The 12,280-nt window shown below is 67.7% G+C and carries 11 protein-coding genes; 5 read left to right on the top strand and 6 right to left on the bottom strand.

The features are described from left to right. The first annotated feature begins 78 nt into the window (after positions 1-78). The 3 genes from NCCP691_RS15605 (at position 79) to NCCP691_RS15595 (ending at position 4,513) form a co-directional block, all read left to right on the top strand. Positions 79-1,332, top strand: a complete 1,254-nt coding sequence (locus NCCP691_RS15605; RefSeq protein ID WP_220809482.1) for an NAD(P)/FAD-dependent oxidoreductase — start codon at positions 79-81, stop codon at positions 1,330-1,332. A gap of 114 nt (positions 1,333-1,446) precedes the next feature. After that, positions 1,447-3,693, top strand: a complete 2,247-nt coding sequence (locus NCCP691_RS15600) for a putative bifunctional diguanylate cyclase/phosphodiesterase (protein WP_220809481.1) — start codon at positions 1,447-1,449, stop codon at positions 3,691-3,693. A gap of 46 nt (positions 3,694-3,739) precedes the next feature. Beyond that, positions 3,740-4,513: a 5'-3' exonuclease gene (locus tag NCCP691_RS15595; RefSeq protein ID WP_220809480.1), complete on the top strand. Its 774-nt coding sequence runs from the start codon at positions 3,740-3,742 to the stop codon at positions 4,511-4,513. A 208-nt stretch (positions 4,514-4,721) separates the two neighbouring features. Here NCCP691_RS15595 and NCCP691_RS15590 read toward each other — a convergent pair whose 3' ends face one another. The 4 genes from NCCP691_RS15590 to NCCP691_RS15575 form a co-directional block, all read right to left on the bottom strand. Continuing rightward, positions 4,722-5,519: a type 2 periplasmic-binding domain-containing protein gene (locus NCCP691_RS15590; RefSeq protein ID WP_220809479.1), complete on the bottom strand. Its 798-nt coding sequence runs from the start codon at positions 5,517-5,519 to the stop codon at positions 4,722-4,724. 8 nt (positions 5,520-5,527) lie between these two features. Next, on the bottom strand, positions 5,528-6,301 hold the full coding sequence (locus NCCP691_RS15585) for an ABC transporter permease (protein WP_220809478.1): 774 nt from the start codon (positions 6,299-6,301) through the stop codon (positions 5,528-5,530). Positions 6,302-6,362: 61 nt separating this feature from the next. After that, on the bottom strand, positions 6,363-7,352 hold the full coding sequence (locus tag NCCP691_RS15580; RefSeq protein WP_220809477.1) for an ABC transporter substrate-binding protein: 990 nt from the start codon (positions 7,350-7,352) through the stop codon (positions 6,363-6,365). Then, a complete protein-coding gene (locus NCCP691_RS15575; protein WP_220809476.1) occupies positions 7,349-8,119 on the bottom strand; it encodes an ABC transporter ATP-binding protein in 771 nt (256 codons plus the stop codon). Before NCCP691_RS15575 ends, NCCP691_RS15580 begins: the two co-directional genes overlap by 4 nt. Before the next feature lie 311 nt (positions 8,120-8,430). Between NCCP691_RS15575 and NCCP691_RS15570 the strand changes: the two genes are divergently transcribed. Both NCCP691_RS15570 and NCCP691_RS15565 read left to right on the top strand, forming a co-directional pair. Further along, complete coding sequence (locus NCCP691_RS15570) at positions 8,431-9,147, top strand: glutathione S-transferase (protein WP_220809475.1); 717 nt, start codon at positions 8,431-8,433, stop codon at positions 9,145-9,147. A 172-nt stretch (positions 9,148-9,319) separates the two neighbouring features. Continuing rightward, complete coding sequence (locus NCCP691_RS15565) at positions 9,320-10,960, top strand: acyl-CoA synthetase (RefSeq protein ID WP_220809474.1); 1,641 nt, start codon at positions 9,320-9,322, stop codon at positions 10,958-10,960. Between the two features lie 33 nt (positions 10,961-10,993). On the opposite strand, the gene NCCP691_RS15560 is transcribed toward NCCP691_RS15565, so the two are convergent. Both NCCP691_RS15560 and NCCP691_RS15555 read right to left on the bottom strand, forming a co-directional pair. Then, entirely contained in the window at positions 10,994-11,299 is a 306-nt protein-coding gene (locus NCCP691_RS15560) for a YkvA family protein (protein ID WP_220809473.1), read from the bottom strand. Between the two features lie 80 nt (positions 11,300-11,379). Continuing rightward, positions 11,380-12,279, bottom strand: coding sequence for a DMT family transporter (locus NCCP691_RS15555; RefSeq protein WP_220809472.1), 900 nt, complete (start codon positions 12,277-12,279; stop codon positions 11,380-11,382). Position 12,280: the final 1 nt, after the last annotated feature.

Genomic DNA, 12,280 nt, shown 5'->3' with positions numbered 1-12,280 from the left:
CCAGTGTGCCGTGGTTTTGCGGAGAGCGCCATGGGCGCCGACGCGCTACGATGTCGGGTCGTTGGACACGGAGCAAGCATGCAAGACACAGCAAACCCGCCGGTGATCGTGATCGGCGCCGGCATCGTCGGATTGTGCGTGGCCTGGGAGCTGCGCAAGGCGGGGCGCGAGGTGCGCCTGATCGACCCGGAAGCGCCCGGCTCGCAATGCTCGTACGGTAACGCGGGCGCGATTTCCTCCGGATCGGTCGCGCCGCTGGCCATGCCCGGCGTGATGCGCAACGCGGCGGCGATGCTGCTCGATGCCGACAGCCCGCTGCATGTGCCGGCGCGTTACTGGCTGCGCGCCGCGCCCTGGCTGCTGCGCTTCGTGCGGGCGGCGGACCCGGCGCGGATCGAAGGCATCGCGGATGCGCTGAGCACACTGTTTGCCGGCGCGCTGGACAACCACCGGGCGCTCGCGGCCGAGATCGGCTGCCCGCAGCGGGTGGTGCAGAACGGGCAGCTGCATCTCTACCGGGATGAACAGGCGCTGGCCAAGGATGCGGGCAGCTGGCGGTTGCGGCGCGAACGGGGCGTGGCCGCCGAGGTCATCGACGCCGCCGCGATCCGGGCGCTGGAGCCGTCGGTCAGCCCGGATTACCGGGTCGCGGTGTTCATGCCCGGGCAGGGCGCGGTCACAGAGCCCTTCCGGTATGCGGGCGCGCTGGCCGAGGCGCTGCGCGCGCGTGGCGCGGCCTTCATCCGCGACCGCGTGCGGGGGCTGGAGAGGGGGGTGGACGGCTGGACCGTGCGCGGCGAGGCGGGCGCCTACGCGGCGGCGGACGTGGTGATCGCCGCCGGCGCCTGGTCGGCCCCGCTGCTGCGTCCGTTCGGACTGCGCGTGCCGCTGGAGAGCCAGCGCGGCTACCACCTGCACGTGGCCGAGCCGGGCGTGTCGCTCGGGCGGCCGGTGGTGCTGGCGGACCGCAAGGTTTTCCTGGCGCCGATGGAGACCGGGGTGCGCATATCCGGCACGGTGGAGTTCGGCGGCCTGGACATGCCGCCGACGGCGCGCCGCGCGCAGCTGCTCGGCGCCGCCGCGCTGGCCGGCTTTCCGCAGCTGAAGCTCGGCGAGCGTCCGGCGACCTGGATGGGGCACCGCCCCTGCCTGCCGGACTCCCTGCCGGTGCTCGGCCCGGTGCCGTCGCTGCCCGGCCTGTGGTGCGCGTTCGGCCACGGCCACCTCGGGCTGACCGCCTCCGCCAATACCGGGAAATGGCTGGCGGCGGCCATCGCCGGAGATACCGGCGGCGACCGCTTCGCGCCGTTTTCCGCCACACGATTTTCCTGAGCGGAGCGACAAAGGTTTCGGATTTGCATCCCCGCTGCTAATATCAACGCCCACAAATCAAGCAACAGGGGGATCGCCGCCCGCGGCGCGCCTCCAGCCATTGGAGACGTCGGCATGATGCAGTGGTCGGACCACTTGCGCAGGAAGCTCAGGAGTTCGCGCCACTGGACAGGCGCGGCGCTGGGCGCGGTAGCGGCTTCGGCCATGGTGCTGGCGGGACTGGCGCTGCCGCCGCTGGCAGTGCTGGTGCTGGCGCCCGCCGTCGGCGTGCTGATCTGGCGCGTGGTCACCGCGCCGGGCCTGCAGAGCGACCTCGCGCTGCGCGAGTCCGAGCGCAAGTTCCGCAATTTCGTCGAGCAGTCGCTGGTCGGCCTGTACGTGGTCCAGGATGGCAAGGTCGCCTACGCCAACCGCAAGTCGGCCGAGCTGCTCGGCTATGACGAGCCGGAGCAGCTGATCGGCCTGCCCGTGGCCGACCTCACCCATCCGGACGACATTTCCCTCCTGACCGAAAACCACCGGCTGCGGCTGGAAGGCGAGGTCACCAGCATCCGCTATACCTACCGCGCGCTGCGCCGGGACGGCAGCGTCATGTGGGCCGATGTCCACGGCAGCGCCTGCGAATACGAGGGCCGGCCGGCGGTGATGGGCGTGGCGCTCGACGTCAGCCGCCAGGTCGCCTTCGAGCACCAGTCGCGGCTGGCGAACCGGGTGTTCGAATCGGCCACTGAAGGCATCATCATCACCGACGCCGAACACCGGATCGAGGCCGTCAACCCCGCCTTCACCCGCATCACCGGCTATTCCGCCGCGGAAGCCACCGGCAAGCTGTCGCGCATGCTCACCGGACGCGGCGCGGAAGCCAACAAGGAAATCCTGGCCCAGCTCAGGCGCGACGGCCTCTGGCAGGGCGAAGTGCGCGACCGCCGCAAGAACGGCAACTGGTATCCCGCCTGGATGTCGATTTCCACGGTGCGCGACGCCGAGCAGCGCGTGACGAACTATGTCGGCGTATTCACCGACAACACCCGGCGCAAGGAAGACGAAACCCGCCTGCGCTTCCTCGCCAGCCACGACAGCCTGACCGGCACCCTCAACCGCAGCGGCATGATGGCCCGCTTCGCGCGGGAGATCGCGCATGCCCAGGACGAGGGCCGGCAGCTGGCGCTGCTGTTCATCGACCTCGACCGCTTCAAGACCGTCAACGATACCCTCGGCCATACCGCCGGCGACCAGCTGCTGGTCGCCGCCACCCAGCGCATGCGCCAGCAGCTCTCCGGCAATGAAATCATCGCCCGCCTCGGCGGCGACGAATTCACCATCCTCACGCTCGACACGCCCGGCGGCGGCAGCGCCGCCAAGCTGGCCGACCGCATCATCCGCACGCTGTCCCAGCCGTTCTCGATCGACGGCCAGGAGATGTACATCACCGCCAGCGTCGGCGTCGCCTGCTATCCGTCGGACGGCAAGGATGCGCCCACCCTGCTCAAGAACGCCGATGTCGCGATGTACCGCGCCAAGGAACGCGGCCGCAACACCTTCCAGTTCTTCACCGCTGACATGAACCACCAGGCCTTCGAGCAGATGCTGCTCGAGAACAGCCTGCGACGCGCGCTGGAACGCGGCGAGTTCGAGCTGCACTACCAGCCCCAGTTCGCCACCGCCACCGGCAGGCTGGCCGGGGTCGAGGCCCTGATCCGCTGGCGCCACCCGGAGCTGGGCATGGTCTTCCCCGGCACCTTCATCGCCCTCGCCGAGCAGAACGGCCTGATCGTGCCGATCGGCGCCTGGGTGCTGAAGGAAGCCTGCCGGCAGGGCAAGGCCTGGCTCGACGAGGGCCGCCGCTTCGGCCATATCGCGGTCAACCTGTCGGCGCGCCAGTTCGCCGCCGACGACCTGCTCGACACCATCCGCGAGGCGCTCGACAACAGCGGCCTGCCGCCCTCGATGCTGGAGCTGGAACTGACCGAAAGCGCGATCATGCACAACCCGGGCGAGGCGATCGAGCTGCTCGACCGCATACGCGACATGGGCGTGGCCCTGTCGATCGACGATTTCGGCACCGGCTATTCCTCGCTCGCCAGCCTCAAGCAGTATCCGCTCGACAGCCTCAAGATCGACCGCGGCTTCGTCAAGGGCGTGCCGCACGACGCCGACGACGTCGCCATCACCGAAGCCATCATCGCCATCGCCCACAAGATGGGCCTGAAGGTGGTGGCCGAGGGCGTGGAGACGGCGCAGCAGGCGGAGTTTCTCAAGGCCGCCGGCTGCGACGTGGCCCAGGGCTTCCTGCTCGGCCGGCCGGTGGCGGCATCGGAAGTGGCCCGGCTGATGACGGCGGCCGACACGGTGGTCGCCTGAGGGCGCGGTATACAATGCAGGCTGTCCGCTCGTGCCCGCTGCCGCCATGTCCCGACTGCTCGCCATCGACGGCCTCAACATCCTGCGCCGCGTCTATGAGGCCAACAACGAAACCGATCCCGTCCTGAAGGCGGAGACCGCGCTTCGCCACGCGCTCTCATCCTTCCGCAAGCTGCTGGCCACCCATCATCCCAGCCACGCGCTGGCCGTGTTCGACGGGCCCGGCCCGACCTGGCGCCATGCCCTGCATCCCGAATACCGCGCCGGCCACGCGCCGCCGCCGCCGGAGCTGGCGCAGCGTCTGCCGGACTTCCAGGAACAGCTGCGCGCCCTGCCGCTGGCGGTGGTCAGCGTGCCCGGCTTCGAGGCCGACGATGCGATCGCCACCGTCGTCATGCGCTGGCTGCAGGAGAACCGCGGCGAAGCGGTGATCGCATCGAGCGACCACGACCTGCATGGCCTGATCGCCCACGGCGCATTATTGTGGGACCACTTCAAGGGCGAGTGGCACGACCGCGCCTGGGTGGAGCACCGCTTCGGCGTCACGCCGGAACAGCTGCCCGAGCTGCTGGCGCTGGTCGGCGACAAGGCCGACGGCGTGCCGGGCGTGTCCAAGGTCGGCATGAAGACCGCGGCCAGGCTGCTGCAGACCTACGGCAATCTCGACGGCGTGCTGGCCGGCGCCGGCATCCTCATGAACCCGCTCGGGGAGCGGCTGCGGCGCGAACGGGCGAATCTGGATTTGTCGCGTCATCTGGTGACGCTGAGGACGGATGTGCGGCTGGGGGTGACGTGGAAGATGCTGAGCAGCTATGTCTAAGAGAATTGGTACTTATGAAGCGCGAACTTACTCGTCCGAGGTCATGCAGGAGGTCAGGAAAGGGGAGCGCTTTGTCATCACCCACCACAGTGAGCCGATCAACCGCGGTAGTGCCGAACCAGTGCGCGCTCGTGCGTGTGCATATCCGGCTGAATATCCAGCGCGTTGATGAGTTGACCGGCGACCCCCTTACCGCCGCACTCGGAGGCTAGTGACAATCCGGCACATCCTGATCCAGATACACCTCGAACGCGATATGCCGCACCGCCGACTTCATCGCCTGCTCCAGATACCCGGATGATTTCCACTCGGACGCGGCCTGCCTGAGCATGTTTATGGTGCGGGCATCGGCCGACGGCACCACGAAGGACAGCGGCACGCCGGGGCCGGCCGGCAGGCGGGCGGAAAACTTCTTCCATTCCGGCAGCCTGACGAGTTCTTCCAGCATCGCGCTGTCGTGCACGGCGGCGTCGCAGGCGCCGGTGCGCACCGCCAGCAGCGAGTCGGCCGGCGCGCGTTGCACGATCTCGACGGCGCCGTACTTCGCCGCCAGCGTGCCGACATACAGCCCGCCCTCGGACAGGCAGACCTTGCGCCCCTTCAGATGCTCCCAGCGCCTGATGTCGGTGTCGGTGCGCATGACGGCCATCGGCGCGGCGACGTAACCGGTCGGAACGAGGGTGGTCCCGGCCGGCGCCCTCGCCGGATCGATCGCCAGCAGCGCCAGCCGGACCTGGCCTGAAGCGAGCTGCGCGCCGACCTGCGACGCGTCGCTGCGCACGATCGCGGGCGTGAGCTTCATGCGCCTGGCGGCCTCGGTCAGCAGTTGCTGGTCGAGCGCGTCGGGCGTGCGGAATTTCATGCCGCCCTTGTACTCCGGCACCGGATAGGCGATACCCGCCGGCAGCCGGCCCGGCTGTGCCGCGCGCTCCGGCTGTGCGGCGCAGGCGGCGCCGGCCGCCATCAGCAGCGCGCACAACAGGGAGGAAGCCGGCAGGCGGGTCATGGCGTCACTCACACATACTGGTAGCGCAGCACGCGATGCTTGAGCTTTTCCAGCAGCAGCTGGTCGATCAGCGGCGCCAGGATCGCGATGGCGAGGATGTTGGTCATCACGCCGACCATGTCGGCGGTCTCGCCGGCGTAGGACAGCGAGCGGCCGAGGCCCTTGCCGAAGCCGACCAGCATCTCGGCCGAGATCAGCGCGCGCCAGGCATTGCCGAAGGCGAGCTGGGCGCCAGTGATCAGTTCCGGCATCACCGCCGGCAGATAGACGCGCTTGATCATTTCCCAGCGCGAGGCGCCCATCACACGCGCGGCCGACACATGCACCTGCTGCACGCTTTCGGTGGCGTTCATCACCGACAGCGCGGCGGGGAAGAAGGCGGCGATCGCCACCACCACGATGATCGGCAGGCTGCCGAAGCCCATCACGATCAGGAGCAGCGGCACCCAGGCGATGGACGGAATCGACTGCAGGATGATGATCGCCGACTTCAGCACTTCGCGGAAGAAGAAGAGGATGGCGCCGATCAGGCCGAAGCCGACGCCGAACAGCATCGCCGAGCCGTAGCCCGCGCCGAGCCGGCCAAGGCTGCCCCAGAGCGCCGCGCGGAAGTTCTCCGACTGCGTTTCTTCCCATAGCCGCGCGATCACCGTGGGCACGTCCGGCATCAGGAAGTCGGGCAGGATCCAGGCGGCGACCTGCCACATCAGGAGAATGAAAACCACCGCCAGGGCGAAGGCGAGTTTCTTGCTGTTGCCGGAAAGGCGGGTTCTGGTGCTCATGTTTTACAAATGCGAAGGCCGGCGTGATGCCGGCCGGTGTTTTTCCTGGAATTCAAGCCGATTACAGCTTGCGTTCCTTCTGCCACGACAGGTCGAGGATGCTGTTGACGTCGAAGGGCTTGCCGTCGCGCGTCTTGAGCGAACCCTGCTCCTGCAGGATGTCGGCGATTTCCTGCATGCGGGCCAGTTCCTTCGGCGTCAGCGCGGCGGAGAAGGTCTGGCTCTTGATGGCGTCGGTGATGACGGCCTCGCGCGGCACCTCGCCCTTGGTCAGCGTCTTGAGCGTGGGCTCGGAGATGAAGTAGCCGGCGATCAGCTTGGACGCATCCTGCGGCTTCTTCTGCAGCATGTCGATCGCGTCGCGCTGCGCGTCGAGGGATTTCCAGACCGCGTCCTTGCGCTTCTTCAGGGTCTCGCCGGACGTGACGGTGACCATGCAGGGGAAGGGCCAGACTTCGCCGATCTCGTAGATCTGCTTGACCGGCGCGATCAGCTGGGCGATCGAGGCCTGCGGCTCGAACAGGAAGGCGGCGTCGACGCGCTTGCCGACCAGCGACTGCACCGCCACCTGCGGGCTCACGCCCATCACGTTGACGTCGTCGGTCTTGAGGCCGGCCTGCTTGAGCACCACGCCCTTGAGCACGGTGTCGGCGGTGCTGCCCTCGGCCTGCGAGGCCAGGGTCTTGCCCTTGAGGTCGGCGACCTTGCTGATGTTGGCGTCGTTGCGCGCGACGATCGCGTGATAGCCGTGCTGGGCGCCGGACACCACCTTCAGGTCGGCGCCCTTGGAGGCCCAGGCCACCGCGTTGGTGAAGCCGAGCACGCCGGAGTCGAGCTGTCCGCCGACGATGGCCTTGATCAGGTCGGTGCCGGACTTGAACTCGACCAGTTCGACATCGAGGCCGTATTTCTTGTACAGGCCGGCCTCATGCGCGACGATCGCCTGGGCGTCGTCCATGACGCGCAGGTAGCCGACCTTGAATTTTTCCTGGGCGTAGGCCTGGCCGGCGAACGCGAGGGCTGCCAGTGCCGCGATGGCGAACTTTTTCATATTCCTGCTCCTTCGGTCATTGTCATGTCTCCGTGCTCGGCGTGGATGCCGAGCAATCCTAAAATCTGCCTGCGCACATCCGCGAAATCGGACAGGTCGTGCGTCTTTTCGTAATGCGCGAGATTGAATTCCCTGAGCACCGTGGCCGGCCGGTTGGAAAACACCAGGATGCGGTCGGCCAGGAACAGCGCCTCGTCCACGTCGTGGGTCACCAGCAGCACCGTCGGACGGGTCTCGCGGATCAGTTCGCGCAGCGCATCCTGCAGCGTCATGCGGGTGAGCGCGTCGAGCGCGCCGAAAGGCTCGTCCAGCAGCAGCGCCTTGGGATTCGAGATGAAGGCCCGCGCCAGCGCGGCGCGCTGCCGCATGCCGCCCGAGACCTGGTGCGGGTAGTAATCCTCGAAACCCTTGAGCTTGACCTTTTCCAGCCAGGCGAAGGCCTGCTCGCGCGCCTGCTTCCTGTCGACCTTCTGCAGCTCCAGCGCCATGGCCACGTTCTGCGCAATCGTCAGCCAGGGATAGAGGGCGTTTTCCTGGAACATCAGCATGCGCTCCGGGTGCGGTCCCTCGACCGGCTTGCCGGCGGCCAGGATCTGACCCGCGCTCGGCTTTTCCAGGCCGGCGGCGATATGCAGCAGCGTCGACTTGCCGCAGCCGGAGGGGCCGACCAGCGCGACCAGCTGGCCTTCCTCGATGTCGCGGCTGAAGTCCTCGATGACTTTCAGGCCGCCGAAATTCTTGGCGATATTCTTGAATTGCAGCTTCATCGGTATCCGATCTTCCGGCGGCGCCGGGGTTGGCATTGCGCCTGCATGCGCGGGCGAGGCGGCATTATCGCAGGCCCATTCCGTTATTGCATGGCTACTCTAGACACGCGGCGGGCGCAAACCAAATATTTTTATGCGCTAAGCATATTACCGGCAGGGATCGCCGGCGAAAGTTGGCAAGGCGGCAAGCGGACGTCCACGCATGGGGATATGACCGGATTGCGCTGTCATTGTGCCCAGCGGGCCCGGTTTGAACCGCGCGCCGGCGGCGCAGTCCCTGAGCTAACGGCATGGACTCGAAAGGAGATGCAATGCATTACGAACTGTACTACTGGCCCGGCATACAGGGACGCGGGGAATTCGTGCGGCTGGCGCTGGAGGAAGCGGGCGCCGACTACGTCGATGTCGCGCGCGAGGCGGGCGGCATGGAGCGGCTGATGGCCTTGCTGGAGGGGGAGGACGTGGCGCGGCCGCCGTTCGCGCCGCCCTTCCTCAAGACCGGCGACCTGCTGATCGGGCAGACCGCCAACATCCTGCTGTTTCTCGGGCCGCGGCTCGGGCTGGCGCCGGAGGACGAGGCCGGCCGGCTGTGGGTGCATCAGCTGCAGCTGACTCTGGCCGATTTCGCCGCCGAAGGGCACGATGTCCATCATCCGGTCAGCGTCAACCTGTACTACGAGGACCAGCGCGACGAGGCGCGGCGCCGGGCCGCCGATTTCATCGAGAGCCGGATCCCGAAATTCCTCGGCTATTTCGAAACCGTGCTGGCGCGCGCGGGCGGCGAATGGCTGGTGGGAGACAGGGTCAGCTACGCCGATCTGTCGCTGTTCCAGGTGGTGGCCTGGCTGCGCTACGCTTTCCCCCGCGCCATGCAGCGGCTTGGCGACAGCCACCCGCTGGTGGGTGCGCTGCACGACCGGGTGGCGGCCCGGCCGCATGTGAAGGCCTACCTGAAATCGGAGCGGCGGCTGTCCTTCAGCGAGGACGACCTGTTCCGCCATTATCCCGAGCTGGACGAGGGCGCCTGAGGCCGGATTTTTCTCTCCGGCACCAGGGGCGGCGCTCCGGATACCGTAGTTCTACCAGCCTACTATTCCGTCGGCGGGCAGCGCGTTATGCTCGCAACCCAATGTCGGCCGGGCGACAGCCGCGGGCCAGGATTTGACGCACAGTAGAGCCAGAACACAGAAGGAGACCGCCATGTCCAGCATCTTCGAGATCGGCCTCGATCGCAACGCCGCCAATCATGCCCCGCTGTCGCCGCTCGGCTTCATCGAGCGCAGCGCCGCCGTCTATCCCAACCGGCTCGCCATCGTGCACGGCGCGCTGCGCCAGACCTGGAGCCAGACCTATGCGCGCTGCCGCCGGCTCGCCTCGGCGCTGTCGGCCAGCGGCGTCGGCCTCGGCGACACGGTGGCCGTGATGCTGCCGAATACGCCGCCGATGGTGGAAGCGCACTTCGGCGTGCCCATGACCGGTGCGGTGCTCAATGCGCTCAACACCCGTCTCGACGCCGAGTCGATCGCCTTCATGCTCGACCACGGCGAAGCCAAGGTGGTGATCGTCGACCGCGAGTTTTCGGGCGTGATGAAGGCGGCGCTGGCGCTGTGCGAGCGCCGGCCGCTGGTGATCGATGTCGACGACCCGGAATACACCGGCCCCGGCGAGGCCATCGGGGTGGTCGAGTACGACATCTTCGTCGGCAGCGGCAGGCCCGACTTCGAATGGCAGCCGCCGGCCGACGAGTGGCAGGCAATCTGCCTGAACTACACCTCCGGCACCACCGGCAATCCCAAGGGCGTGGTCTATCACCATCGCGGCGCCTATCTCAACGCGATTTCCAACATCCTGGAATGGGACATGGGCAAGCATCCGGTCTACCTGTGGACGCTGCCCATGTTCCATTGCAACGGCTGGTGCTTCCCCTGGACCGTGGCCGCGCGCGCCGGCGTCAACGTCTGCCTGCGCAAGGTGGATGCCCGCGCCATTCTCGACCTGATCCGCGAGCACAAGGTCAGCCACTATTGCGGCGCGCCCATCGTGCACAGCCTGCTGCTGGCGGCGCCCGCCGAACTCAAGGCCGGCATCGATCACCAGGTGAAGGCGATGGTCGCGGGCGCGGCGCCGCCGGCGGCCATGATCGAGGGCATGGAGCAGATGGGTTTCGACATCACGCATGTGTACGGCCTGACCGAGGTCTACGGCCCGGCTTCGGTGTGCGTCAGGCACGAGGACTGGAACGATCTCGACATCGGCGAGCGTGCGCGGCTCAACGCGCGCCAGGGCGTGCGCTACCACCTGCAGCAGGCGGTCACCGTGCTCGATCCCGATACCATGCAGCCGGTACCCGCCGACGGCGAGACCATGGGCGAGATCATGTTCCGCGGGAACATCACCATGAAGGGTTACCTGAAGAATGAAAAGGCCACCGCCGAAGCCTTCGCCGGCGGCTGGTTCCATACCGGCGACCTGGCGGTCATGCATCCCGACGGCTATGTGAAGATCAAGGACCGCAGCAAGGACATCATCATCTCGGGCGGCGAAAACATTTCCAGCATCGAGGTGGAGGATGTGCTGTACCGGCATCCGGCGGTGATGTCGGCGGCGGTCGTGGCCAAGCCCGACCCGAAGTGGGGCGAGACGCCGTGCGCGTTCGTCGAACTCAAGCCCGGCGCCACGGTGTCGGCCGAAGAGATCGTCGCGCACTGCAAGGCGCATCTGGCCGGTTTCAAGGTGCCGCGCGCGGTGGTGTTCGGGGAGGTGCCCAAGACCTCCACCGGGAAGATCCAGAAGTTCGCGCTGCGGGAGAGGGTAGGGGCCGCGGCGGCCATCGACGTCTGAGTCAGACGGCCGCGCGCGGGCGCGGCGCGCGGCTTACGACCGCCCGAACCGCATCCGGGCAAGAAAGCCCTCGGCGCTGCTGCGGGCCTGCTGCAGGGCGGGCTGCGGCAGCAGCTTGAGCAGCAGCGGCACGCCGAGCGCGATCAGCGTCACGTCGTCGGCGATGCCGAGCAGCGCGAGCCAGTCCGGCACGACATCCAGCGGGCTGATCACATAAAACGCGGCGACCAGCGCGAGCAGTTTCAGGTGGATCGGCGTGGCCGGATTGCGGCACGCGTAGAACAGCACCACGATATCGCGGCCGACCGAGCGGAAGATGCGTCCAAGACGAAAGAACATGGCAGTTTTTTTCCAGAATGAAGACTGCAAATGCAGCCCGGGTTAGGCCGGCCGCGCGCCCCAAAGTGCCATAGTAATTTTCAACCGCGCCGGATGTTCACCATGATCACGCCGGCCATCACCAGCGCGGCCCCGGCGACGAAGCGCGGGTCGAGCGGATCGTCGAGCAGCAGCACGCCGAAACCCACGCCGAACAGCGGGGTCAGGAAGGAAAACACCGACAGCCGCGAGGCGAGGTAGCGCTGCAGCAGCCAGAACCAGACCAGGAAGCTGAGAAAGGCGACCAGCACCGACTGGAACAGGAGGCTGCCCCAGACCGCCGGCGTCATCTCGATATCGACCGCCTGCCCCGACAGCACGCCCACCGCCAGCAGGATCGCGCCGCAGGTGCCGAGCTGGTAGAGCAGGGTGGTCGCCGGCGGCGCTTCCGCTAGCGCCGACTTGCGGATGAGCAGCGTGGTGGCGGCCCAGAACAGTCCGCCGAGCACGCCCAGCACGTCGCCGGCGAGCATGCGCAGCCAGTCCCGCCCCGGCGCGTCGAGTCCGTTGGAGAAGGCCACCGCGATGCCGATGAAGGCCGCCGCGACGCCGCTCCATTGCAGCGTGCCGAGACGTTCCCCCGGCACCAGCCAGTGCAGCCCGAGCACGGTGAACACCGGCGCCGTGTAGAGGAACACCGACATGTGCGAGGCGGTCGTGAACTGCAGGCCGATCGCCACCAGCAGGAATTCCAGCGCGAACAGCACGCCGGCGGCCAGGCCGGGCAGCAGCAGCCCGTTGCCGAATGAAAAGCGCTGGCGGCGCGCCAGCATCAGCCCGCAGACCAGCAGCGCCGCGATCGCCGAGCGCAGGCCGATCTGCATCACCGGCGACATGCCGTGCGCCGCCAGCTTCACCGCCACCTGCTGCATGCCCCACAGCAGGCACAGCCCGAGCATGGTGGACAGGGCGAGGGCATCGAGCGGTTTGCGGGCGTTCATG

This window comes from Noviherbaspirillum aridicola (assembly GCF_019656455.1).
Classification (GTDB): Bacteria; Pseudomonadota; Gammaproteobacteria; order Burkholderiales; family Burkholderiaceae_D; genus Noviherbaspirillum; species Noviherbaspirillum aridicola.
The sequence above is the reverse complement of the archived record's forward strand: the minus strand, read 5'-3'. Positions and strand labels throughout refer to the sequence as shown.

Coding starts and splice junctions, on each gene's coding strand:
- NCCP691_RS15590 (WP_220809479.1), bottom strand. CDS start 5,519: ATGACCCGCCTGCCGGCTTCCTCCCTGTTGTGCGCGCTGCTGATGGCG.
- NCCP691_RS15605 (WP_220809482.1), top strand. CDS start 79: ATGCAAGACACAGCAAACCCGCCGGTGATCGTGATCGGCGCCGGCATC.
- NCCP691_RS15555 (WP_220809472.1), bottom strand. CDS start 12,279: ATGAACGCCCGCAAACCGCTCGATGCCCTCGCCCTGTCCACCATGCTC.
- NCCP691_RS15565 (WP_220809474.1), top strand. CDS start 9,320: ATGTCCAGCATCTTCGAGATCGGCCTCGATCGCAACGCCGCCAATCAT.
- NCCP691_RS15575 (WP_220809476.1), bottom strand. CDS start 8,119: ATGAAGCTGCAATTCAAGAATATCGCCAAGAATTTCGGCGGCCTGAAA.
- NCCP691_RS15595 (WP_220809480.1), top strand. CDS start 3,740: ATGTCCCGACTGCTCGCCATCGACGGCCTCAACATCCTGCGCCGCGTC.
- NCCP691_RS15560 (WP_220809473.1), bottom strand. CDS start 11,299: ATGTTCTTTCGTCTTGGACGCATCTTCCGCTCGGTCGGCCGCGATATC.
- NCCP691_RS15600 (WP_220809481.1), top strand. CDS start 1,447: ATGATGCAGTGGTCGGACCACTTGCGCAGGAAGCTCAGGAGTTCGCGC.
- NCCP691_RS15580 (WP_220809477.1), bottom strand. CDS start 7,352: ATGAAAAAGTTCGCCATCGCGGCACTGGCAGCCCTCGCGTTCGCCGGC.
- NCCP691_RS15585 (WP_220809478.1), bottom strand. CDS start 6,301: ATGAGCACCAGAACCCGCCTTTCCGGCAACAGCAAGAAACTCGCCTTC.
- NCCP691_RS15570 (WP_220809475.1), top strand. CDS start 8,431: ATGCATTACGAACTGTACTACTGGCCCGGCATACAGGGACGCGGGGAA.